The sequence below is a fragment of the Micromonospora sp. NPDC047074 genome (genome assembly GCF_040643815.1).
Taxonomy (GTDB): domain Bacteria; phylum Actinomycetota; class Actinomycetes; order Mycobacteriales; family Micromonosporaceae; genus Micromonospora.
This window is the reverse complement of sequence record NZ_JBEYVB010000045.1, coordinates 17,423-39,072: the sequence shown is the minus strand read 5'-3', so window position 1 is coordinate 39,072 and position 21,650 is coordinate 17,423. Positions and strand designations below refer to the sequence as shown.

Sequence of the window (21,650 nt, the reverse complement as noted above, 5' to 3'; positions counted from 1 at the left end):
AACCACGATGACCATCAACACCGGTGCCCCTGTCGTGGTGGGTGTGGACGGTTCGGCCGCCGCGCTGGACGCGGTCCGGGTGGCGGCGCGGGAGGCGGCGGCGCGGCGGCGCCCGCTGCGGGTGGTGCACGCGTTCATCTGGCCGCTGACCGGCACCCCGCTCGGTGCCGCCGAGGGCGCGCCGGCCGGCGCCGGGCTCCGCAACCAGGCCGAGCGGTACGTCACGGAGGCGATCACCGAGGCCACCAAGGTCGCCCCGGAGGTGTTGGTGACCGGTGCGGTGATCGACGGCGCGGCCACCCCGATCATGCTCGACGAGTCCCGCCAGGCCGCGCTGCTGGTGCTCGGGCACCGCGGGCTGGGCGGCTTCGCCGGGCTGCTGATCGGCTCGGTCACCGTCCAGGTCTCCGCGCACGCGCTCTGCCCGGTCCTGGTGGTGCGCGGCGAGCCACGGGCCGACGGTCCCGTGGTGGTGGGCGTGGACGGGTCCGAGTGCTCCACCGAGGCGGTGGAGTTCGCCTTCGCGGAGGCGTCCCGCAGGGGTGCCCCTCTGCTCGGGGTGCGCGCCTGGCTCTTCCCGTCACCGGTCGGCCCGGGCGACGTGCTGCCCCTGGTGTACGACCTGGACGAGTTCGCCGCCGAGGAGGAGCGGTCGCTGGCCGAGTCCCTCGCCGGCTTCGCCGAGCGCTACCCGGACGTGCCGGTGCAGCACCGGCTGGTCCGTGGCTCCCCGGCCCGGGTGCTGGTCGACGAGTCGAAGTCCGCCCAGCTCGTGGTCGTCGGGGCGCGTGGCCGGGGCCCGCTGAGCGGGCTGCTGCTCGGCTCGGTCAGCCACGCCGTGCTGCACCACGCGCACAGCCCGCTGGTGATCGTGCGGCACCCCGAGCGGGCCGCCTGACGGTCGCCCTTCCCCGCGGTGCCGTCGCGCCGGCCGCTCCCCCGGCGGTGCGACGGCGCCGCGCCGCCGGTTCCGGTCCGGCTCGGGGTAAAAGCAGGTGGGTCGGCGTCGGTACGTCGACAATGACCTGATCGACCTCTGGGAGGGCTGATGAACCGACCCGTCGTGGTGGGAGTGGACGGCTCGCCGTCGAGCCTGGTGGCGGCGGAGCACGCCGCGCGGGCCGCCGTGCTGCGGTCCCGCCCCCTGCACCTGGTGCACGGCTACCTGCACCCGCTCGGTTTCGGCGTGCCAATAAACCCGTACGACGTGGGGGTGCCGGCGCCGACCGAGAAGGCGCAGAAGATGTTGGAGGACGCGGCCGCCGAGATCGTCGGGCGGCACCGGGGGCTGGCCGTCGAGGTGCGTCAGGTGGCCGGCGGGCCGGGCGCGACGCTTGTCGAGGAGTCCCGGCGCGCCGAGCTCGTGGTGGTGGGCAGCCGTGGGCTTGGCGGGTTTGCCGGGCTGCTGCTCGGCTCGGTCGGCACGCAGGTGGCGGCGCACGCGCAGTGCCCGGTGCTGGTGGTGCGCCCCGCCGAGGAGCCGATCCCGGTCGCCGGGCCGGTGCTGGTCGGGGTGGACGGCTCGGAGGCCGCCGAGCTGGCGGTCGGGTACGCCGCCGACGAGGCGGCCCGCCGCAGTGCCGAACTGATACTGGTGCACGTTCCGCCGTCGGACGGGAGCCAGCGGATGCCGGACGAGGTGGCGGAGACGCAGGCAGCCGCGCACGCGGAGTCCGCCGAGTTGCTCGCCACCGCGGCGGCTGCCGTCGGCGGCAGCCATCCCGGGCTGGCCGTCGAGGGGCGGGTGGTGCGGGCGGCGAAGGCCGAGCAGGCGCTGATCGAGGCCAGCGCGGAGGCCGCGCTGGTGGTGGTCGGTTCCCGGGGCCGGGGCGGGTTCGCCGGGATGCTGCTCGGCTCGGTCAGCCAGGCCCTCGTGCAGCACGCCCGCTGCCCGGTGCTGGTCGCCCACCCGTACGGTCACGCCCGCTGACGTGCCGGCACCCCGCCGGCCCACGGGGGGTCGGCGGGGTGCGTGGGCGGTCAGGCGTCCCGGCCGCCGAGCAGCTCCTCGAAGCTGGTGGTGAGGGCGAACGGGTCGGCGGGCCCGGCGGCGGGCGGCCGCCGGTGGATCTGGTCGGCCAGCTCGCCCCCGGCGCGGGCGATCCGCGCCCGCAGCGCGCCGTCGGCGGCACCGGCGGACCAGTCCTCCGGTGCGGCGAAGACCGCCGTGGGCACCACCACCGCCCGCAGGTAGGCGAACATCGGGCGGACGGCGTGCTCCAGGGCCAGCGAGTGCCGGGCCGTTCCGCCGGTGGCGCCGGCCAGCACCGGCCGGTCCGCCAGCGCGCCGGCGTCGACCAGGTCGAAGAACGACTTGAACAGCCCGTTGTACGACGCGTTGAAGATCGGCGTGACGGCGATCAGCCCGTCCGCGCCGGTGACCGTGTCGAGCACCTCCCGCAGGGCGGGCGAGGGGAAGCCGGTCAGCAGGTGGTTGACGATGTCGTGGGCGTGCTCGCGCAGCTCGACCGGGCGTACGTCGACGTCGTCGCCCCGCCGGACCAGTTCGTCGCGGGTGGCCGCGGCGAGCTGGTCGGCGAGCAGCCGGGTCGACGAGGGCTGGCCCAGCCCCGCCGACACCACGGCGACGGTGCGGCGGGTCATCGGCCCGCCTCCGTACCGGCGCGGTCGGCGGAAGTGCCCGCGGCGGCCTCGGCGGCGGCCCGCAGGGACGCGTGGGTCGGCGCGGCGGGCACGTGCGCGGGGCGCAGCGACTCGAACTCCTTGCGCAGCACCGGCACGACCTCCTCGCCGAGCAGGTCGAGCTGCTCCAGCACGGTCTTCAGCGGCAGGCCGGCGTGGTCCATCAGGAACAGCTGCCGCTGGTAGTCGCCGACGTAGTCGCGGAAGCCGAGCGTACGGTCGATGACCTGCTGCGGGCTGCCCACGGTCAGCGGGGTCTGCGCGGTGAACTCCTCCAGCGACGGCCCGTGCCCGTAGACCGGCGCGTTGTCGAAGTACGGCCGGAACTCGCGCACCGCGTCCTGCGAGTTGCGGCGCATGAACACCTGCCCGCCGAGCCCGACGATGGCCTGGTCGGCGGTGCCGTGGCCGTAGTGGGCGTAGCGCTGCCGGTAGAGCCCGACCATCCGCTGGGTGTGCTCCTTTGGCCAGAAGATGTGGTTGGCGAAGAACCCGTCGCCGTAGTAGGCGGCCTGCTCGGCGATCTCGGGGCTGCGGATCGAGCCGTGCCAGACGAACGGCGGCACTCCGTCGAGCGGGCGCGGCGTCGACGTGAACGACTGCAACGGGGTACGGAAGCGGCCCTTCCAGTCGACCACGTCCTCGCGCCAGAGCCGGTGCAGCAGCTCGTAGTTCTCGACGGCGAGCGGGATGCCGTTGCGGATGTCCTGGCCGAACCACGGGTAGACCGGCCCGGTGTTGCCGCGCCCCATCATCAGGTCCACCCGGCCGTCGGCGAGGTGCTGGAGCATCGCGTAGTCCTCGGCGATCTTCACCGGGTCGTTGGTGGTGATCAGCGTGGTGGAGGTGGAGAGCAGCAGGCGCTCGGTGCGGGCCGCGATGAAGCCCAGCATGGTGGTGGGCGACGACGGCACGAACGGCGGGTTGTGGTGCTCGCCGGTGGCGAAGACGTCGAGGCCGACCTCCTCGGCCTTGAGCGCGATGGTGACCATCGCCTTGATCCGCTCATGCTCGGTCGGCTCGCGACCGGTGGTCGGGTCGACCGTGACGTCGCCGACGGTGAAGACTCCGAACTGCATGACCAGCTCCTCGCGTTGTCCCGGCCGGGGCCGGTACGGCTCCCGGACGCACGCCACAACATATTTGACGAGTCAACTATTCCGTGGCCGGAACCGGCACCGGTGGCCGCCGTCACACCGTCCGCCGGGCCGGCGGCGGACCTCCCGGTGCGACCGGCGCGGGCGGGTCAGCGGCTGCGGGGGACGTGCCGGCGGTAGGCGCTGACCGTCGGGTCGCCGGCGATCCAGAACCGCCACGGCACGTCGTGCGCCCCGGTCACCCCCACCCGGGGCCCGGCGGCGACCGCCTGTTCGGGCACCGGCACGTCCGCCGGGCGCAGCCGGACCGGTCCGTCGCCGAGCAGCCAGCAGCCGTAGGCGCTCTTGTCGATACCCAGCGCCGCGCAGAGCCGGGCGGGCCCGCGCGCCAGGTCGACGTCCCGGCGTACGGCGGGGCGCCTCGCCCGGGCCGTCTCGACGCCGTCGACCACCTCGCCGGCACGCAGCAGCACCGCCGAGGCCTCCCCGTCGGAGCCGGTGACCACGTTCACGCACCAGTGCATGCCGTAGGTGAAGTAGACGTAGGCGTGCCCGGCCGGCCCGAACATCACCGTGTTGCGCGGGGTGCGCCCCCGGTGCGCGTGCGACGCGGGGTCGCCGGCCGTCCCGGCGTACGCCTCGACCTCGGTGATCCGGACGGTGACGCCGCCGGCGCCGATCCGGCAGCCCAGCAGCCCCCGGGCGGCCGGCACCACCGGCCCGCCGAGCAGGTCGGCCAGCCCCGCGAGTTCGGAGTACGCCACCACGCCCCCGACCCTATCCAACGCCGCGCCCACCCCCGCCGCCCCGCCGCCCTCGCGATCTTGCAGTTCCTGCCCCGACGAATTACGCATAACACCTATAACGGGGGCCTCAAGTGCAAGATCGACGAGGTGCAGCGGGCGAGGGGAGTGGCGGCACGTCGGACTTTCTCGTCAACAGCGGCGAGTGTTTGCGCAGGTGGGTGATTTCCCACTCCAGGTCCAGGGGTGGGCGGGTGGGGGCGGCGGTGCCGTGGTGGGCCGCCAGCAGGTCCCTGAGCCCGATGAACAGCCACGCCCAGAAGACCGGCCGCACCAGTCGCCACTCGACGTCGGACAGGGGCCGCACCTCGTCGTAGCCGGCCAGGACGTCGTCGCGGTACCCGCGCCAGGACAGCGCGAAGTCGGCCACCTGGTAGGTGTGGTGGGTCGCCTCGAAGTCGAGCACGCCGGTCAGCCGCCCCTGGTCGTAAAGGAGGTTCCAGGGCGTGAAGTCGCCGTGGATCACGCTGCGGGGCACGTCGGCGGCGGGCAGGGCGGCGAACCACTCCACCGCCGCGTCGCGGCAGGCCCGCAGGATCCGTCCCTCGTCCGGGCGGACCCGCTCGTGCACCCGGAGCCAGCGGTCCAGCTCCGGGTCGGCCACCAGCTCGGCCGGGCCGGTGAACCCGCCCCGCTGGTCGGTGATGCCGGTGGCGGCCGCGGCCGCGTGGAGCTCGGCGAGCAGGCGTCCACGGGCCCGCCCCTCGGCGGCCACCTCCGCACCGGTCGGCCGCGTGGACCGGCCCGGCAACCGGCGGAACAGCACCCAGGTGCCGTCGGGCCGTTCCAGCGGCTCCTCGACCGGCTCCGGCGTCGGCCAGCCCTGCGCGCGCAGCGCCGCCGCGACCCGCAGCGGGTAGCGCCAGTCCGGAAAGCCCGGGTCGAAGTGCTTGACCACGTACGCCACGCCGTCGCGGGTGGCCTGCCACGTCCCGGTCACGCGGTCGCCCAGCAGCGGCCCCGGGGTCAGTCGCCAGTGCGCGCACACCTCGCGGTCGGGACCGTGGCCGGGCCGGGCCCGTTCCGTGGCGCTCGTCGTCGGCTCGGTCACTCGGCGCACTCCCCCGCTGCTCGGTCCGGACGGGTCACGGGCGGCGCCGGCCGGCCGCGTCGCGCAACGGCTCATCGTGCCAGAACCAGCCGGATCGGGGTCGCCCGGCGAGCGGCGCGCCGCCGCCATTTCAACGGAACGTTGACAATCAGTCGTTGATAACCTGTAATCGGAGCATGACCGACTCCTTCGCCAGTCCCGATCCGAGCCGGGCGAGAGCCCACCGCACCTACGAGGCGCTGCACCGCATCGCCGAGCGGCACGCCGGCACCGAGACCCTGCGCCGCCGGCACACCAACCCCTACCTGCCCGACGCCTACGAGGCGATCGCCCTGGTCACCGCCCTGGCGGCCGGCGGGGCCGAGGCCGAGCCCGGCGAGGATCCGGTCGACGACGCGGACCTGGTCGCCGCCCTCACCCTCGTCCCGCACCTGCGCGCCGAGGTCGACACGATGGAGGCGGGGCTGCTGACGCTGGCCCGGGGGCGCGGGCTGACCTGGCAGCAGATCGCGTTCGGGCTCGGGCTGGGCAGCGCGCAGGCCGCCAAGCAGCGCTTCGAACGAATCTCCGCACGCACCGCGACCAGCGACTGACGCCCGGGTGGGCCAGACTGGGCGTGGGTATCCGCGAGGAGGACGCGATGACGCGCGATCAGATGCTGGCCTACTGTCTGGCGAAGCCGGGGGCCCGACTGGACCAGCCGTGGGAGGGCGACGAGGTGGTCAAGGTCGGCAGCCGGATCTTCGCCTTTCTCGGCTGCGCCGGGGGCGACGACCCGACCGTCGGGGTGAAGTGCGGTCCCAGCCGGGAGGCGGCCGACGAGTGGCTGCACCGGCACCCGGACGACGCACGGCCGTCGCCGTACATCGGGCGGGCCGGGTGGAACACGCTGCGCCTGGCCGGCGGGATCGACGACGAGGAGCTGACCGAGGCGGTCGACGCGTCGTACGACGCGGTGGTGGCCAAGCTGCCCCGGCGGGAGCGCCCGACGGGCTGAGCCCCCGCGCGGCACCGGCGGCGCCGCGCGGGGTTCACGGCCTCAGCGGGGTACGACCACCTCGGTCGACCACTCCCGCCATCCGGCGAGCTTGTCGGCGGCGGCGGCGAGCTGGTCGGCGACCGGCCCCGGGCCGGTGGAGCCCGGCGTGGTCCGGGCGGCGAGCGCAGACCGGACGGAGAGCACGTCGCGCACCGACGGGTCGAGGTGCTCGCTGACCGCCGCGAGGTCGGCGTCGCTGACCTCGTCGAGAGCGCAGTCCCGGGCCACGCAGAGCGCCACCAGCTTGCCGGTGATCTCGTGCGCGTCGCGGAACGGCACGTTCCGGCGGACCAGCCAGTCGGCGACCTCGGTGGCGAGGGAGAAGCCGACCGGCGCGGCGGCGACCAGCCGGTCGGCGCGTACGGTCATCGTGGAGATCATTCCGGCGAGGGCCGGCAGCAGCAGCTCCAGGGTGTCGACCGCGTCGAAGGCCGGCTCCTTGTCCTCCTGCATGTCCCGGTCGTAGGTCATCGGCAGGCCCTTGAGCATGGTGAGCACGCTCATCAGCCCGCCGACGAGGCGGCCGGACTTGCCCCGGGCCAGCTCGGCGATGTCCGCGTTCTTCTTCTGCGGCATGATCGACGAGCCGGTGGCGAAGGCGTCGTCCAGCTCCACCCAGCCGAACTCCTGCGACGTCCAGAGCACCACCTCCTCGCCGAGGCGGGACAGGTGCACGCCGACCATCGCGGTGACGAACAGGAACTCGGCGACGAAGTCCCGGTCGGCCACGGCGTCCATCGAGTTGGCGAAGGACGTGCGGAAGCCCAGCTCCTTCGAGACGGCCACCGGGTCCAGCGGCAGGCCGGAGCCGGCCAGCGCGCCCGCGCCGAGCGGGCTGACCGCAGTCCGGTGGTCCCAGTCGCGCAGCCGCTCCAGGTCGCGCAGCAGCGGCTGCACGTGGGCCAGCAGCCAGTGCCCGAAGGTGACCGGCTGGGCGTGCTGGAGGTGCGTCATCCCGGGCGCGGCGGTCTCCACGTGCCGCTCGGCCTGCTCCACCAGCGCCTCTGCCAGCTCGACCAGCCGACCGGCCACGCCCCGGGCGTGGTCGCGCAGGTAGAGCCGCAGGTCGGTGGCGACCTGGTCGTTGCGGGACCGGCCGGCACGCAGCTTGCCGCCGAGGCTGCCGAGCCGCTCCAGCAGGCCACGCTCCAGGGCGGTGTGCACGTCCTCGTCGTCGACGGTGGGACGGAACTGCCCGGAGGCGCAGGCCGCCTCCAGGTCGTCCAGGGCGGCGAGGATCCGGCCCAGTTCGTCCGGGTCGAGCAGGCCGGCTCCGGCGAGCACCCGGGCGTGCGCCCGGGACGCCGCGATGTCGTACGGGGCCAGCCGCCAGTCGAACTGCACGCTCACCGACAGGCGGGCCAGGGCCTCGGCGGGACCGCCGGCGAACCGGCCGCCCCACAGGCTGGTGCGGTTGGTGGCGGCGCTGTTCTCGGTCAGGCTCTTGTCGTCCACGGCGCCCATTCTGGTGGTCACGGTCAGCAGCCGCCCAACCGGGCGTCCCGGGCGGCGGCCAGCTTGCTCGGCAGGCCCCACAACTGCACGAAGCCCTTGGCGAGGGACTGGTCGAAGGTGTCCCCGGTGTCGTAGGTGGCCATGCCGAAGTCGTACAGGCTGGCCTCGGAGCGCCGGCCGGTGACGATGGCCCGGCCGCCGTGCAGGGTGAGCCGCACCTCACCGCAGACGTGCCGCTGCGCGTCGTCGACGAACGCGTCCAGCGAGCGCTTCAGCGGGGAGAACCAGAGGCCGTCGTAGACCAGCTCGCCCCAGCGCTGGTCGACGCCGCGCTTGAACCGGGCCAGGTCCCGCTCGACGGTCACCGCCTCCAGCTCCTGGTGGGCGGTGATCAGCGTGATCGCGCCGGGAGCCTCGTACACCTCGCGGCTCTTGATGCCGACGAGGCGGTCCTCGACCATGTCGAGCCGGCCGACGCCCTGGTCGCCCGCGCGCCGGTTGAGCTCCAGGATCGCCTGGTACGGCGTGACGGTCTCGCCGTCGATCGCCACCGGGACACCGGCGTCGAAGGTGATCGTGACCTCGTCGGCGTCGCGTTCCTGCGCCGGGTCGCAGGTGTACGAGTAGAGGCTTTCGACGGGTGCGTTCCAGATGTCCTCCAGGAAGCCCGTCTCGACGGCGCGCCCGAACAGGTTCTGGTCGACGGAGTACGGCGACTTCGCCGACACGTCGATCGGCAGGCCCTTCTCCTCGGCGAAGGCGATCGCCTTGTCCCGGGTCCAGGCGAAATCCCGGGCCGGCGCGATGATCTTCAGGTCGGGCGCGAGCGCGCCCAGGCCGACCTCGAAGCGGACCTGGTCGTTGCCCTTGCCGGTGCAGCCGTGCGACACGATGGTGCCGCCGTGCCTGCGGGCGGCGGCCACCAGGTGCTTGGCGATCAGCGGCCGGGACAGCGCGGAGACCAGCGGGTAGCGGTCCATGTAGAGCGCGTTCGCCCGGATGGCCGGCAGGCAGTATTCGGCGGCGAACTCGTCGCGCGCGTCGACGACCTCCGACTCCACCGCGCCGCAGTCCAGGGCGCGCTGCCGGATGGCGGCGAGGTCCTCGCCGCCCTGGCCGACGTCGACCGCAACGGCGATCACCTCGGCGCCGGTCTGCTCGGCCAGGTACGGGATGGCGACAGAGGTGTCGAGCCCTCCGGAGTACGCGAGGACGACCCGCTCGGTCATGGTGTGGTGCTCCCTTCGACGTTCTCTTCGCGACGGGCCCAGCCGGCGAGCTTGTCGCCGAGCGCGGCCCCGCCGACCGCCTCGCGGGCCACCACGAGGATGGTGTCGTCACCGGCGATGGTGCCGACGACCTCGGGCAGGCCCGCTCGGTCCAACGCGCTGGCCAGGTAGTGGGCTGCGCCCGGCGGGGTGCGCAGTACGGCGATGTTGCCGCTGGCGTCGACCCCGTTGAGCAGCTCGCGCAGCAGCCGGACCAGCCGGGCCGGCGCCGCCTCGGCGTCGCGCAGCGGCCGGTGACCGTCCTCCGGGATCAGGTAGACGGCCCGTCCGTCGCCGCCGCGGGCGGTGACCGCGCCCAGTTCCTTCAGGTCCCGGGAGAGGGTGGCCTGGGTGACCTGGATGCCGTCGCCGGAGAGCAGGTCGGCCAGCTCGGTCTGCGAGTGGATCGCCTTCTCGCGGATCAGCTCGACGATGCGGGCGTGCCGGGCGGTCCGGGTCATCGGGGCGCTCACGCCGCCTCCCCGGCCGTGGCGATGCCCGGCGTCGCCGCTGTGCTGGCCGACGCGGCGATGCCCGGCGCTGCCCCTTCCGTGGGCGCGGCCCCGATGAGGAACGTCAGCAGCGCCTTCTGGGCGTGCAGCCGGTTCTCCGCCTGGTCGAACACGACACTCTGCGGGCCGTCGAGCACCTCGTCGGTGATCTCCTCGCCCCGGTGCGCGGGCAGGCAGTGCAGCACGACGGCGTCGGGCGCGGCGTGCCCGAGCAGCGCGGCGTTGACCTGGTACGGCAGGAACGGGGTGATCCGGTCCAGCCCGTCGTCCTCCTGGCCCATCGAGGTCCAGGTGTCCGTGGCGATCACGTCGGCACCGGTCACCGCCGCGACCGGGTCGGTCAGCGCCTGCACCGAACCCCCGGTGCCGGCGGCGATCTTCGCGGCCCGGTCGACCACCTCCGGGTCGGGACCGAAGCCGACCGGCCCGGCAACCCGGACGTGCATCCCGGCGGTCGCCCCGGCGAGCAGGTACGAGTGGGCCAGGTTGTTCGCGGCGTCACCGACGTACGCCAGCGTCCGGCCGGCGGTACCGCCGCAGTGCTCGCGGATCGTGAGCAGGTCGGCCAGGAGCTGACAGGGGTGGAAGCCGTCGGTGAGCGCGTTGACCACCGGCACGGAGGCGCCGTCGGCGACCTCGGCGATCCGGTCGTCGCCGTGGGTACGCAGCACGATCGCCGCGACGTAGCGGGAGAGCACCCGGCCGGCGTCGGCCAGCGTCTCGCCCCGCCCGAAGTGGGTGACCTGGGTGTCCACGACGAGCGGGTGCCCGCCCAGCTCGGCGATGCCGACGTCGAACGAGAACCGGGTACGCAGGCTCTGCTTGTCGAACAGCACCGCCACCGACCGGGGTCCGGCCAGCGGACGGTGGCCGAACCGGTCGGCCTTCATCCGCGCCGCGAGGTCGAGCACGGCCGACTGCTCGCCGGGGCTCAGGTCGTCGTCCCGCAGGAAGTGCCGGATCATTCGCCCGCCTCCGTCGTGCTCGACATCTCCGCCGCCTCTGTGACGCCGGCGGCGGGTGCGGCGTCCGCAGTGGGTGGCGTCGAGATCTTGGTGACTTCCGGCCCCTCTGGGGGCCGTTTCTCCCCAAGATCCGGAACCGAGCCGGGGGTACGGACGGCGGCAGCCGGTGGGGCAGCGCCGGCAGCGGCCGGAGACGCCGCGTCGAGGGCCGCGGGGAGGGCGGCCAGGAAGGCGTCGACCTGGGCGGCGGTCAGGATCAGCGGCGGGGCGAGCCGCACCACGCCGGGCTGCACAGGGTTGACCAGGAAACCGGTCTCCCGCAGCGCCTCGGCGAGCACCTTCGCGACGGGCGCGGTGAGCACGACGCCGAGCAGCAGGCCCGCACCGCGTACGCCGTCGACCAGCGGGTGGCCGAGCGCCTCGATCCCCCGGCGCAGCCGCTCGCCGACCCGCTTGACGTGGTCGAGCAGCCCCTCGCTGGCAATTGTCGACACCACCGCGAGTGCGGCGGCGCAGCTCACCGGGTTGCCGCCGAAGGTGGTGCCGTGCGAGCCCGGGGCGAGCAGCTCGGCGGCCCGCCCGAAGGCCAGGCAGGCGCCGATGGGCAGGCCGCCACCGAGCCCCTTGGCCAGGGTCACCACGTCGGGCTCGACACCCTCGGCCTGGTGCGCGAACCAGTGCCCGGTACGGCCGATGCCGGTCTGCACCTCGTCGAGCACCAGCAGGGCGCCGTGCCGGGCGGTGATCCGGCGGGCGGCGGCCAGGTAGCCGGCCGGTGGGACCACCACCCCGTTCTCGCCCTGGACCGGCTCCAGGATCACCATCGCGGTGGCGTCGGTGACGACCGCCTCCAGCGCGGCCACGTCGCCGTAGTCGACGTGGGTCACGTCGCCGGGCAGCGGGCGGAACGGGTCGGCCTTGGCCGGCTGACCGGTGAGGGCGAGCGCGCCCATGGTCCGCCCGTGGAAGCCACCCCGGGTGGCGACCACGTGCGAGCGCCCGGTGAGCCGGGAAAGCTTGAACGCGGCCTCGTTGGCCTCCGCCCCCGAGTTGGCGAGGAAGACCCGTCCGGGCCGCCCGGCCAGGGCCAGCAGCAGCTCTGCCAGGGCCACCGGGGGTTCGGCGACGTAGAGGTTGGAGACGTGCCCGAGGGTGGCGACCTGCTTCGACACGGCGGCCACCACGGCCGGGTGGGCGTGGCCGAGGGCGTTGACCGCGATGCCGCCGACCAGGTCGACGTACTCCCGGCCGGCGTCGTCGACCACGACGGAGCCGGAGCCGGAGACGAGAGCGAGCGGCGGCGTGCCGTAATTGTCCATCATGGACTGGTTCCAGCGCTCGACGAGCGTACTCATCCGGCGACCGTGCCTTCCTGGTTGACGACTGCGGGGCTCCGCTGCGCTGCACTCCTCGCGGGAACGACCATGGTGCCGAACCCTTCCGACGTGAAGACCTCCAGCAGCGTGGAGTGGGCGACCCGGCCGTCGACGACGTGCGCGGCGGGCACGCCCTGCCGCACCGCCCGCAGGCAGGCCTCCATCTTGGGCACCATGCCGCTCTCCAACGACGGCAGCAGCGTCGCCAGTTCGTCGACGGTGATCTCGCTGACCAGGCTGCTGGTGTCCGGCCAGTTGGCGTACAGGCCCGGCACGTCGGTGAGGACGACCAGCTTGCGGGCGTCCAGGGCGACGGCGAGCGCGGCGGCGGCGGTGTCGGCGTTCAGGTTGTGCAGCACCCCGTCGGCGTCGGGCGCCACAGTGGAGACGACCGGGATCCGGCCGGCCGCGATCAGGTCGGTCACCGCCGAGACGTCGACCGACTCGACGTCGCCGACCTGCCCGACGTCGACCGGTTCCCCGTTCACGTACGCGGGCCGCCGCACCGCGGTGAACAGCCCGGCGTCCTCGCCGGAGAGGCCCACCGCGAACGGGCCGTGGGCGTTGATCAGGCCGACCAGTTCCCGGCCCACCTGGCCGACCAGGACCATCCGGACCACGTCCATCGCCTCCGGGGTGGTGACCCGCAGGCCGCCCCGGAACTCGCTGGCGATGCCCAGCCGGCCGAGCATGGCGGAGATCTGGGGGCCGCCGCCGTGCACGACGACCGGCCGCAGGCCGGCGTAGCGCAGGAAGACCATGTCGGCGGCGAACGCCCGCTGCAACTCGGGGTCGACCATGGCATTGCCGCCGTACTTGACCACGACGGTCGAGCCGGAGAAGCGGGCCAGCCAGGGCAGCGCCTCGATCAGCGTGGCCGCCTTCGCCTGGGCGTGGGTGAGGTCGGAGGAGAGGCTCATGTCGAATAGGCCGAGTTCTCGTGCACGTACGCGTGGGAAAGGTCGTTGGTCCAGATCGTCGCCTCGGCGGCACCGGCGCGCAGGTCGATCCGGATGGTGACGTCCCGCCCGGTGAGGTCGACCTTCGACCGGTCCTCGGCGGCGGCGCCGGAGCGGCACACCCAGACTCCGTTGACGGCGACGTCGACCGCGTCGGGCTCGAAGGCGGCGGCGGTGGTGCCGACCGCGGCGAGGATCCGGCCCCAGTTCGGGTCGTTGCCGAACAGCGCGGTCTTGACCAGGTTGTTGCGGGCCACCGACCGTCCCACCTCGACCGCGTCGTCCTCGCTCGCCGCGCCGACCACGTCGATCGCGATCTGCTTGGTGGCGCCCTCGGCGTCGGCGATGAGCTGCTGCGCCAGGTCGTGGGCGGCGGCGGTGACCGCGGCGGTCAGCTCGGCCGGTGTCGGCGCGATCCCGCTCGCGCCGCTGGCCAGCAGCAGCACCGTGTCGTTCGTCGACATGCAACCGTCGGAGTCGATCCGGTCGAAGGTGACCCGGCACGCCTCGCGCAGCGCGGCGTCGAGAGCATCCGGCCCGGCCACCGCGTCGGTGGTCAGCACGCAGAGCATGGTGGCCATCGCCGGGGCGAGCATGCCGGCGCCCTTGGCCATCCCGCCGACGGTCCAGCCGCTGCCCTGGGCCACCGTGGTCTTGGGTCGGGTGTCCGTGGTCATGATGGCCTCGGCGGCCGCCGGGCCGCCGTCGCGGGACAGCTGGCGGATCGCCGATCGTACGCCCGGAAGCAGCTTCTCCATCGGCAGCCGCTCGCCGATCAGGCCGGTCGAGCAGACCGCCACGTCGGCGGCACCGAGCATCAGCCGCGAACTCGCCGAGGTGAGCGCCGCCGCGGTGTGCTCGGCGGTGGAGTGGGTATCCTGGAAGCCGGCCGGGCCCGTGCAGGCGTTGGCGCCACCGGAGTTGAGCACCACGGCACGGGCGACGCCGCCCCGGACCACCTGCTGGGTCCAGAGCACCGGTGCCGCCTTGACCCGGTTGGCGGTGAACACGCCGGCGACACCGGCGTCCGGCCCGTCGTTCACGACCAGCGCGACGTCACTCGCGCCGCTGGCCTTGAGCCCGGCGGCCACCCCGGCCGCCCGGAACCCCCGCGGAGTCGTGACACTCACAGTGCTTCTCCTTCGTTCACGACTGCGGGGCTCCGCTGCGCTGCACTCCTCGCGCTCACAGTGCTACTCCTTCGTTCACGACTGCGGGGCTCCGCTGCGCTGCACTCCTCGCGCTCACAGTGCTACTCCTTCGTTCACGACTGCGGGGCTCGGCCGCGCCGCGTTCACGGGGCGATACCCCAGACGGACAGGCCCGTCGTCTCCGGCAGGCCGCACATGATGTTGGCGTTCTGCACGGCCTGGCCGGCGGCGCCCTTGCCGAGGTTGTCCAGCGCGCTGAGCACGATCATCCGGCGGGTGTCGACGTCGACCGTGGCCTGCAGATGACACGAGTTCGAGCCGAGCGTGGCAGCGGTGTGTGGCCAGGCCCCCTCCGGTAGCACGTGCACGAAGGGAGCATCCGCGTACGCCTCGGCGAGCACCGCCTGCGGGTCGACGCCCCGGGCCGGCACCGCGGTGACGGTCGCGAGGATGCCCCGCGGCATCGGCGCGAGCACCGGGGTGAACGACAGGCCGGTCGCGCCGGTGGCCTGCTTGATCTCCGGGACGTGCTGGTGGGTGCCGACGCGGTAGGGCGACAGGTCCCCCATCACCTCGCTGCCGAGCAGGTGCGGCTTGGCCGCCTTACCGGCGCCGGAGGTGCCGGAGGCCGCGACGACCACCACGTCGGCCGGGGAGGCGGCACCGGCGGCGATCAGCGGGGCGAGGGCCAGGGTGATCGCTGCCGCGTAACAGCCGGTGTTGGCGACCCGGGTGGCGCTGGCGATCAGCTCCCGCTGGCCGGGCAGCTCGGGCAGGCCGTAGGTCCACGACCCGGCGTGCGTGCCGCCGTAGTAGTTGGCCCAGGCATAGGGGTCGACGAGCCGGTGGTCGGCGCCGAGGTCGACGACGCGGACCTTGGGCGGAAGCTGGGCCGCCAGGGCCGCCGACTGCCCGTGCGGCAGGGCCAGGAAGACCAGGTCCGCGTCGGCCAGCGTCGCCGCGTCCGTCTCACCGAGGACCAGGTCCAGGCCGGCGAGCTGCGGGTGTACGACGTCGAGCCGGTGCCCGGCCTGGCTGTGCGCGGTGGCGGCCACCAGGTCGAACTCCGGGTGCCCGGCGACCAGACGGATCAGCTCGCCCCCGGCGTAACCGCTCGCCCCGGCAACCGCGACTCGGATTCCCATACCCACCTCCGCATGACTATGCAGGGGAGGCTAACAACGATGATCCTCCCCTGCAAGTTCATACAGCCTACCGCATGAGAATAAGATCAGTGACCCCGATCACCACCCCACCCAACCCCCCACCCTGCCCACCCCACCCCCGCGCACCCCCTCTGCGCACCCCACCCCGCCCACCCCGCGCCGCCCGCCCCGCGCCACCACCCCGCGCGCGCCGATCTTGCACTTTGTGTTCACGAAATCCCACCCTTTGTCCCTTTCGCGAGGGCCAGAAGTGCAAGATCGACGCACGATGGCGGGCGGGGGCGCGGCGAGGGAGGGTGGGGTGGGGTGGGGTGGGGTGGGTTAGAGGCGGTTTTCCTCTACCGCCTGGGTCACCCAGGGGATCACCTCGTCGAGCATCTCGTCGAGCGAGGTGGTCGCCGTGAAGCCCAGCACGTCACGGGACTTGGTCACGTCCGGCACCCGCTTCTGCACGTCGTACCGGAAGGGCTCGTCGGAGACGTACCGGAACGGCACGTCCGGGCCCTTGATCTTGTGCCAGATCAGCTCGGCCAGCTCCAGGACGGTGGTCGACTCGGCCGTGGAGAGGTTGAAGTCCTCGTTGTGGGCCGCCGGGTGTTCCATCGCCGTGGCGATGCCCCGGGCCAGGTCGCCGCCGTAGGTGTAGTGCCGCACCTGGTTGCCCTCACCGAGGATGTGCAGCGGATCCTGCCCCTTGACGATCTTCTGCACCAGGTCGGGCACGACGTGCGACATCGCCAGCTTGACGTTGCCGGAGAGCACCTCGGCCTGCCCCAGCGCGCGCCCCTCCCCCACGCCGACGCAGTTGAACGGCCGCACGATCGTGTACGGCACCTGGTACTGCTCCCAGGCCGCCCGGGCGTAGTACTCCACGGCCAGCTTCTGGAAGCCGTACGACGACAGCGGCGGCGGGATGCGGCGCTCGTCGCCTTCCTTGCTGGGCCAGTGGCCCGTGGACTCGAAGACCATCGAGGAGGAGAGGTAGGTGACCTTCGCCAGCGGGCCGTTCCGGTGGGCCCTGATCGCCGCGTCGCAGGTGGCCGCCATGATCCGCTCGTTCGTGGCGAGCAGGTCGTAGGCGTACGCGTGGAAGTAGGAGATGCCGCCGATCATCGCCGCGCCGGCGACCAGGTGGTCGCAGCCGTCCAGCAGCCCGGTGAGCAGTTCGACGTCCCGGGCGTCGCCCTCGACGAACCGGAAGCGGGGGTGCTCGTCGTAGCTGTGGGTGACGGGGCCGTACTTGGAGAAGTTGTCGACGCCGACCACCTCGTGACCCCGCTCAAGCAACTCGGAGACGAGGTAGCCGCCGATGAAGCCGGCCGAACCAGTTACCAGGACCTTCGCCACGTACGCTCCTATGCGGTCTTCTCGAACTCGGTGCTGTCCTGCGGGGCGCGCCGGGCGGGCACCACCCCGGTCGGGGTGGCCCGTCGGGCCAGCTTCGCCCGGCTCAGCCGTCGACCGTAGGCGAAGAAGTACCAGCGCAGGTAGCCGGGCAGGAAGCGACCCAGGTCGAAGTGGGACTCGCCCAGCGGCCGGTCCAGCCAGATGGTGGGGATCTCGGCCACCGGCAGCCGCAGCCGGGTCGCCTTCGCGGTCAACTCCAGCCCGATCTCGAAGCCGGTCCGCGACTCGATCCCGACCTCGCGGACGAACGCGGTGTCGTACGCCTTGAAGCTGTTGGTGGCGTCGCGGGTGCCGACCCGGGCGAAGGTGTAGAGGCTGCGCCCCGCCCAGCGCGACATCATCCGCTTCAGCCGTGGCCCGCCGACCTGCTGGCCACCGGGCATGTAGCGGGAGGCGGCGGCGACGACGACGCCCCGGTCGACAAGCCGGGCCAGCTCGTCGATCTGGCGGGGGTCGTCACAGCCGTCGGCCATCGTGACCACCACGACCGGGGCGAGCGCCGCGTCGATGCCGAACCGGATCGCGTTGGCGGGGCCGCGACCGTAGGTGTTGAGCACCGCCCGCACCCGCGGGTCGGTGCGGGCGATCTCCTGGACGTACGGCACGGTGGTGTCCTCGGGCATGTCGTGCACGATGAGCACCTCGGCGGGGAGCAGCATCTCCCGGAGCATCCGCTCCAGGCAGCGCACGATCGCCTCGCCCTCGTTGTAGACCGGGACGATCACCGAGACCCGGGCCCTCACACCAGCACCCCCTGCCCGGTCAGGCCCCACATGTCGATCACCGGCTTGTCGGTCTCCAACCGGGCGTACTGCTCGTGCGGGGCGGCGATGACCAGCAGGTCGGCCCGGCGCAGCACCTCCGGCAGGTCGACCAGCCGCTCGTCGGCCACGTAGGGGTCCGTGCAGAGCGTCTCGCGGGTCTTCAGCGCCAGGATCTTGCGCAGCTTGTACGCCAGGCTCTCCCGGGGATCGTCGCTGCCGCCCTTGAACGCCATGCCGAGGATGCCCACGGTCAGCTCGGACAGGTCGAACCGGGCCTCCAGGCGGGACACCAGGTAGAGCGGCAGCCCTTCGTTGATCAGCATCGCGGAGTGGCCGAGCACGAAGTTGTTCCGGTTGAACGCGGCCAGCTGCATGGTGTCCTTGAACAGGCACGGCCCGGCCGCGAACCCGGGCATCGGCAGGTCCGCCGCGCGCGGGTAGTCGTACGCCACGGCGTGCCGGATCCGGGCGAAGTCCAGCCCGAAGTCGTTGGCCATCATCCAGAACTGGTTGGCGGTGGCGAACTTGATGTAGCGCCAGGTGTTGGTGAACAGCTTCGCCAGCTCGGCCTCCTCCGGTTCGAGCGGCACGATCTGCTCGGTGAGGTGGCGGAACAGCTTCTCGGCCCGCGCCAGCGCCCCCGGCGTACGGGCGGCGACGATCTGCGGCAGCGCGAACAGCTCCGTCATCGCCCGCCCCTCCGCGATCCGCTCCGGGCAGAACGCCACGTCGGCGCGGATTCCCTTGCCGGCGAGCAGCTTCTCGGTCAGGGCGGTGACGCCGGGGTAGACGGTGCTGCGCAGCACGACGAGCTGCCCGTCGCGCAGGTGCTCGGCACAGCGTTCGAGGGCCCGGGGCACCGCCCCGAGATCCGGGTTGAGATGCTCGTCGACCGGGGTGCCGACGACCACGACCAGGTGCTCGGATGCGCCGACGCTCACCGGATCGGTGGTGGCCCGCAGCCGGCCGGCGGTGACCGCCTCGGTGAGCGCGTCGGCCGCGCCGGGCTCGGCGAAGGGCAGGGTGCCCGCGTTGACCGTGGCGACCGCGTCGGCGTTGATGTCGTACAGCACCACGGACAGGCCGCGCGAGGCGAAGGCGATGCCCAGCGGCAGGCCCACCCGGCCGCAGCCGCCGACGATACACACATCGACGGTGGCAACCGGCGGTTGCTCGGACATGACTGACTCCCGTGGGGGTGGCGGGGGTGTGACTCCGGCTACATTCGGAATCCAAGCAGGTTAACCGCTCGGATGTGACTCACGGGTAGCCAAAGATGCGAAGGCCGCTGACCATTCAGCCGATCCGCCACCGGGAGTGACGGCGACATCACCGTGCGCCAATGGAAGGGCCGGTGGCGGCCGACGCGGGAACGTCGGCCGCCACCGGCCCCCGGCACCCCTCAGGCGCCGCGCAGGGTGGCGCCGAAGCGTTCCGCGGCGCGGGCAACCGCCGCGTCCCGGGCGGCCACCGCCTCCTCCACGGTCAGCGTCCGGTCCGGAGCCCGGAAGGTGAGCTTGTACGCCAGGGACCTGCGGCCCGCCCCGAGCTGCTCGGAGGCGTACACGTCGAACAGGCGTACCTGCTCCAGCAGCCCGCCGGCGCCCTCGACGAGCGCCTGCTGCACCTGTGCCGCCGGGACCGAGGAGTCCACCACCAGCGCCACGTCGATCAGCGCCGGCGGGAAGCCGGAGACGACCGGCCCGGACGCCACCGGGGCGGCCGGCAGGGCGTCCAGGTCCAGTTCCATGGCGCTGGTGCGCCGCGGCAGCTCCAGCGCCGCCACGACCGCCGGGTGCAGCTCGCCGGCGTGCCCGACCACCGTGCCGTCGACCAGCAGCTCGGCGCAGCGGCCGGGGTGCCAGGGCGCGTACTCGGCGGCCCGGACCTCGATGCGGTGCGCGGGGATGTCGGCGGCGGCGAGCACGTCCCGGCCGGCCTCCACGGCGTCGGCCCAGCCGGCCGGGCGGCCCGCGCCCCACCAGCCGGCCGGCTCGACGTCGCCGGTCAGCACGACGGCGACGTGCCGGGGCTGGTCGGGCACCACCGCGTCGGCGGCGGCGAACTCCTCGTCGGTGGGTCGCCGGTCCACGCCCATGGCCGGCGGGTGGCCGGCGCCGGGACGCGGATGGAACACCGCACCGATCTCGTAGAGGGCGAGGTCACGCTGGCCCCGGCCGAGGTTGCGCTTCACGATGCCGAGCAGCGGGCCGAGCAGCGTCGTGCGCAGCAGCGGCTCCTCCTCCGACAGCGGGTTGGCCAGCCGCACCGCCGGCCGGCGCGGGTCGTCGGCGGCCAGGCCGAGCTGGTCGGCCAACCCGGGGGCCACGAACGGGTGCGCGAGCACCTCCACGTACCCCCGCTCGGCGAGCGACCGGGCCACGGCCCGGCGGCGCCGCTGCTGCCAGGTCAGGCCGCGCCCGGGCGGCGCGGTCGGCAGCACCGACGGCACCCGGTCGTACCCGTCGAGGCGGACCACCTCCTCGACCAGGTCGGCCGGGTCGGTCAGGTCGGGTCGCCAGGTCGGCGGGACGACGCTGAGCACGCCGCCACCACCGGCGGCCACGCCGACCTCGCCCGCGTCCTCGGCCAGCCGGTCGGTGCCCTGCGTGACGGTGCAGCCCACCTGCTCCAGCAGTGCGGCCACCCGCGCGGGCGGGTAGCTCACGCCGACCCGACTGGTCGGCAGGTCGGCCGGCAGGACGACCGGGGTACGCGGCCGGACGTGGTCGATGTCGAGGATCTCGTCACCGGCCGCGCCGCCCGCGTGCTCGGTGAGCAGCCGGACCGCCCGCGCGATGGCGACCAGCGGCAGGGCCGGGTCGACGCCCCGCTCCCACCGCTTCGCCGCCTCGCTGAAGAGCTTGTGCCGGCGGGCGGTGCGCCCCACCATCACCGGGTCCCAGTGGGCGGCCTCGAAGAGCACGTTCGTCGTCCCGGCGACGACCTCGCTGGTCTCCCCACCCATCACGGCGGCCAGCGAGATCGGGGCGCCGGCACCCTCGCCCGCGAGGGGGTTCGGGAGCCCGGCGTCGCAGATGACCATGTCTTCCGGGGCGAGGACGCGGGTCACCCCGTCGAGGGTGGTGAGCTTCTCCCCCGCCTCGGCGCGGCGGACCACCAGCGGCCCGGCGATCCGGTCGGCGTCGAAGGCGTGCATCGGCTGGCCCAGTTCGAGCATCACGTAGTTGGTGATGTCGACGGGCAGCGAGATGCTGCGGATGCCGGCCACGGTGAGCCGCTGCTGCATCCAGCCGGGGCTGGCCGCCGTCGGGTCGACGCCGCGCACGAGGCGGGCGGCGAACCGGTCGCAGCCGACGGTGTCGCGCACCTCGACCGGGTAGGCCGGCTCGGCGGTGCCGCCGGGCGCGGGCGCCAGGCCCGGGTCGCGGAACGGCACGCCGAGGGCGTGCGACAGCTCCCGGGCGAGGCCGCGGACGCTCATCGCGTACCCCCGGTCGGGGGTGATCTCCACGTCGACCACGACGTCGTCGAGGCCGACGACGGGCCGTGCGTCGTCACCCGGCTTGGCCGGGGTGTCCTCGGGCAGCACGATGATGCCGTCGTGGTCGTCGCCGAGGCCCAGCTCCCGCGCGGAGCAGATCATGCCGTGGGAGTTGCGCCCGTAGGTCTTCCGGGCGCCGATGGCGAAGCCGCCGGGCAGCACGCCGCCGGGGAGGATCACCACGACCCGGTCGCCGGGGGCGAAGTTGCGCGCCCCGCAGACGATCTCCTGCGGCTCGCCGGTGCCGTTGGCGGCGCCGACGTCGACCCGGCAGAACCGGATGGGCTTCTTGAAGCCGGTCAGCTCCTCGATCTCGCGGACCTCACCGACCACCAGCTGACCGGTGACGGTCTCCCGCAGGTCCACCAGGGACTCGACCTCGATGCCGAGGTCGACCAGGGCCTGCTCCAGGTCGCCGGCGGACAGCTCGGCGGGGAGGTCGACGTACTCCCGCAGCCAACTGACAGAAACTCGCATGACTCAGACCAC

20 protein-coding genes are annotated in these 21,650 nt (G+C 73.6%); 4 read left to right on the top strand and 16 right to left on the bottom strand.

Going from position 1 to position 21,650, the window contains the following annotated elements:
- Positions 1 to 7 precede the first annotated feature (7 nt).
- Positions 8 to 898: a universal stress protein gene (locus tag ABZ809_RS30725; RefSeq protein ID WP_357566127.1), complete on the top strand. Its 891-nt coding sequence runs from the start codon at positions 8 to 10 to the stop codon at positions 896 to 898.
- 150 nt (positions 899 to 1,048) lie between these two features.
- On the top strand, positions 1,049 to 1,930 hold the full coding sequence (locus ABZ809_RS30720; protein WP_357566126.1) for a universal stress protein: 882 nt from the start codon (positions 1,049 to 1,051) through the stop codon (positions 1,928 to 1,930).
- 50 nt (positions 1,931 to 1,980) lie between these two features.
- Here ABZ809_RS30720 and ABZ809_RS30715 read toward each other — a convergent pair whose 3' ends face one another.
- The 4 genes from ABZ809_RS30715 to ABZ809_RS30700 all read right to left on the bottom strand — a co-directional run bounded on the left by ABZ809_RS30715 (position 1,981) and on the right by ABZ809_RS30700 (position 5,594).
- Entirely contained in the window at positions 1,981 to 2,604 is a 624-nt protein-coding gene (locus ABZ809_RS30715; protein WP_357566125.1) for an FMN reductase, read from the bottom strand.
- Positions 2,601 to 3,722: an LLM class flavin-dependent oxidoreductase gene (locus ABZ809_RS30710; RefSeq protein ID WP_357566124.1), complete on the bottom strand. Its 1,122-nt coding sequence runs from the start codon at positions 3,720 to 3,722 to the stop codon at positions 2,601 to 2,603. Before ABZ809_RS30710 ends, ABZ809_RS30715 begins: the two co-directional genes overlap by 4 nt.
- Positions 3,723 to 3,889: 167 nt before the next feature.
- Positions 3,890 to 4,504, bottom strand: coding sequence for a DNA-3-methyladenine glycosylase (locus ABZ809_RS30705; protein WP_357566134.1), 615 nt, complete (start codon positions 4,502 to 4,504; stop codon positions 3,890 to 3,892).
- 109 nt (positions 4,505 to 4,613) lie between these two features.
- The gene (locus tag ABZ809_RS30700) at positions 4,614 to 5,594 is read right to left on the bottom strand and encodes a phosphotransferase (protein ID WP_357566123.1); all 981 of its coding nucleotides are present in this window, start codon (positions 5,592 to 5,594) and stop codon (positions 4,614 to 4,616) included.
- A gap of 176 nt (positions 5,595 to 5,770) precedes the next feature.
- Between ABZ809_RS30700 and ABZ809_RS30695 the strand changes: the two genes are divergently transcribed.
- Together ABZ809_RS30695 and ABZ809_RS30690 are read left to right on the top strand one after the other, a co-directional pair.
- Positions 5,771 to 6,187, top strand: a complete 417-nt coding sequence (locus tag ABZ809_RS30695; protein WP_357566122.1) for a DNA-binding protein — start codon at positions 5,771 to 5,773, stop codon at positions 6,185 to 6,187.
- Between the two features lie 47 nt (positions 6,188 to 6,234).
- The gene (locus ABZ809_RS30690) at positions 6,235 to 6,591 is read left to right on the top strand and encodes an MmcQ/YjbR family DNA-binding protein (protein WP_357566121.1); all 357 of its coding nucleotides are present in this window, start codon (positions 6,235 to 6,237) and stop codon (positions 6,589 to 6,591) included.
- Positions 6,592 to 6,633: 42 nt separating this feature from the next.
- Here the strand turns inward: ABZ809_RS30690 and argH are convergent, their stop codons facing one another.
- From argH to pheT, 12 genes are all read right to left on the bottom strand, one after another.
- Positions 6,634 to 8,097 (bottom strand): argininosuccinate lyase, encoded by a 1,464-nt coding sequence (gene argH, locus ABZ809_RS30685; protein WP_357566133.1) that lies wholly within the window; start codon positions 8,095 to 8,097, stop codon positions 6,634 to 6,636.
- A gap of 14 nt (positions 8,098 to 8,111) precedes the next feature.
- Positions 8,112 to 9,317, bottom strand: a complete 1,206-nt coding sequence (locus ABZ809_RS30680; protein WP_357566120.1) for an argininosuccinate synthase — start codon at positions 9,315 to 9,317, stop codon at positions 8,112 to 8,114.
- Positions 9,314 to 9,829 (bottom strand): arginine repressor, encoded by a 516-nt coding sequence (locus ABZ809_RS30675; protein WP_357566119.1) that lies wholly within the window; start codon positions 9,827 to 9,829, stop codon positions 9,314 to 9,316. The genes ABZ809_RS30680 and ABZ809_RS30675 overlap by 4 nt, the downstream gene beginning before the upstream one ends.
- Positions 9,826 to 10,833: an ornithine carbamoyltransferase gene (gene argF, locus ABZ809_RS30670; RefSeq protein WP_357566118.1), complete on the bottom strand. Its 1,008-nt coding sequence runs from the start codon at positions 10,831 to 10,833 to the stop codon at positions 9,826 to 9,828. The genes ABZ809_RS30675 and argF overlap by 4 nt, the downstream gene beginning before the upstream one ends.
- Entirely contained in the window at positions 10,830 to 12,188 is a 1,359-nt protein-coding gene (locus tag ABZ809_RS30665) for an acetylornithine transaminase (RefSeq protein WP_357566117.1), read from the bottom strand. The genes argF and ABZ809_RS30665 overlap by 4 nt, the downstream gene beginning before the upstream one ends.
- A complete protein-coding gene (gene argB / locus ABZ809_RS30660) occupies positions 12,185 to 13,129 on the bottom strand; it encodes an acetylglutamate kinase (RefSeq protein WP_357566116.1) in 945 nt (314 codons plus the stop codon). The genes ABZ809_RS30665 and argB overlap by 4 nt, the downstream gene beginning before the upstream one ends.
- A complete protein-coding gene (gene argJ, locus ABZ809_RS30655) occupies positions 13,126 to 14,298 on the bottom strand; it encodes a bifunctional glutamate N-acetyltransferase/amino-acid acetyltransferase ArgJ (protein WP_357566115.1) in 1,173 nt (390 codons plus the stop codon). The genes argB and argJ overlap by 4 nt, the downstream gene beginning before the upstream one ends.
- Before the next feature lie 164 nt (positions 14,299 to 14,462).
- Positions 14,463 to 15,464 carry an N-acetyl-gamma-glutamyl-phosphate reductase gene (gene argC / locus ABZ809_RS30650; RefSeq protein ID WP_357566114.1) on the bottom strand — a complete coding sequence of 334 codons (1,002 nt, stop codon included), beginning with the start codon at positions 15,462 to 15,464 and terminating at the stop codon, positions 14,463 to 14,465.
- Between the two features lie 342 nt (positions 15,465 to 15,806).
- A complete protein-coding gene (locus ABZ809_RS30645; RefSeq protein WP_357566113.1) occupies positions 15,807 to 16,832 on the bottom strand; it encodes an NAD(P)-dependent oxidoreductase in 1,026 nt (341 codons plus the stop codon).
- An 8-nt stretch (positions 16,833 to 16,840) separates the two neighbouring features.
- Complete coding sequence (locus ABZ809_RS30640; RefSeq protein ID WP_357566112.1) at positions 16,841 to 17,635, bottom strand: glycosyltransferase family 2 protein; 795 nt, start codon at positions 17,633 to 17,635, stop codon at positions 16,841 to 16,843.
- Positions 17,632 to 18,837, bottom strand: coding sequence for a nucleotide sugar dehydrogenase (locus tag ABZ809_RS30635; RefSeq protein WP_357566111.1), 1,206 nt, complete (start codon positions 18,835 to 18,837; stop codon positions 17,632 to 17,634). The genes ABZ809_RS30640 and ABZ809_RS30635 overlap by 4 nt, the downstream gene beginning before the upstream one ends.
- A gap of 221 nt (positions 18,838 to 19,058) precedes the next feature.
- Positions 19,059 to 21,638 carry a phenylalanine--tRNA ligase subunit beta gene (gene pheT / locus ABZ809_RS30630; RefSeq protein ID WP_357566110.1) on the bottom strand — a complete coding sequence of 860 codons (2,580 nt, stop codon included), beginning with the start codon at positions 21,636 to 21,638 and terminating at the stop codon, positions 19,059 to 19,061.
- Positions 21,639 to 21,650: the final 12 nt, after the last annotated feature.

Excerpts from the sequence above, each read along its gene's own strand:
- ABZ809_RS30725 (WP_357566127.1), top strand. The coding sequence starts at position 8 with ATGACCATCAACACCGGTGCCCCTGTCGTGGTGGGTGTGGACGGTTCG.
- ABZ809_RS30720 (WP_357566126.1), top strand. The coding sequence starts at position 1,049 with ATGAACCGACCCGTCGTGGTGGGAGTGGACGGCTCGCCGTCGAGCCTG.
- ABZ809_RS30715 (WP_357566125.1), bottom strand. The coding sequence starts at position 2,604 with ATGACCCGCCGCACCGTCGCCGTGGTGTCGGCGGGGCTGGGCCAGCCC.
- ABZ809_RS30710 (WP_357566124.1), bottom strand. The coding sequence starts at position 3,722 with ATGCAGTTCGGAGTCTTCACCGTCGGCGACGTCACGGTCGACCCGACC.
- ABZ809_RS30695 (WP_357566122.1), top strand. The coding sequence starts at position 5,771 with ATGACCGACTCCTTCGCCAGTCCCGATCCGAGCCGGGCGAGAGCCCAC.
- ABZ809_RS30690 (WP_357566121.1), top strand. The coding sequence starts at position 6,235 with ATGACGCGCGATCAGATGCTGGCCTACTGTCTGGCGAAGCCGGGGGCC.
- argH (WP_357566133.1), bottom strand. The coding sequence starts at position 8,097 with ATGGGCGCCGTGGACGACAAGAGCCTGACCGAGAACAGCGCCGCCACC.
- ABZ809_RS30680 (WP_357566120.1), bottom strand. The coding sequence starts at position 9,317 with ATGACCGAGCGGGTCGTCCTCGCGTACTCCGGAGGGCTCGACACCTCT.
- argF (WP_357566118.1), bottom strand. The coding sequence starts at position 10,833 with ATGATCCGGCACTTCCTGCGGGACGACGACCTGAGCCCCGGCGAGCAG.
- ABZ809_RS30665 (WP_357566117.1), bottom strand. The coding sequence starts at position 12,188 with ATGAGTACGCTCGTCGAGCGCTGGAACCAGTCCATGATGGACAATTAC.
- argB (WP_357566116.1), bottom strand. The coding sequence starts at position 13,129 with ATGAGCCTCTCCTCCGACCTCACCCACGCCCAGGCGAAGGCGGCCACG.
- argC (WP_357566114.1), bottom strand. The coding sequence starts at position 15,464 with ATGGGAATCCGAGTCGCGGTTGCCGGGGCGAGCGGTTACGCCGGGGGC.
- ABZ809_RS30635 (WP_357566111.1), bottom strand. The coding sequence starts at position 18,837 with ATGTCCGAGCAACCGCCGGTTGCCACCGTCGATGTGTGTATCGTCGGC.
- pheT (WP_357566110.1), bottom strand. The coding sequence starts at position 21,638 with ATGCGAGTTTCTGTCAGTTGGCTGCGGGAGTACGTCGACCTCCCCGCC.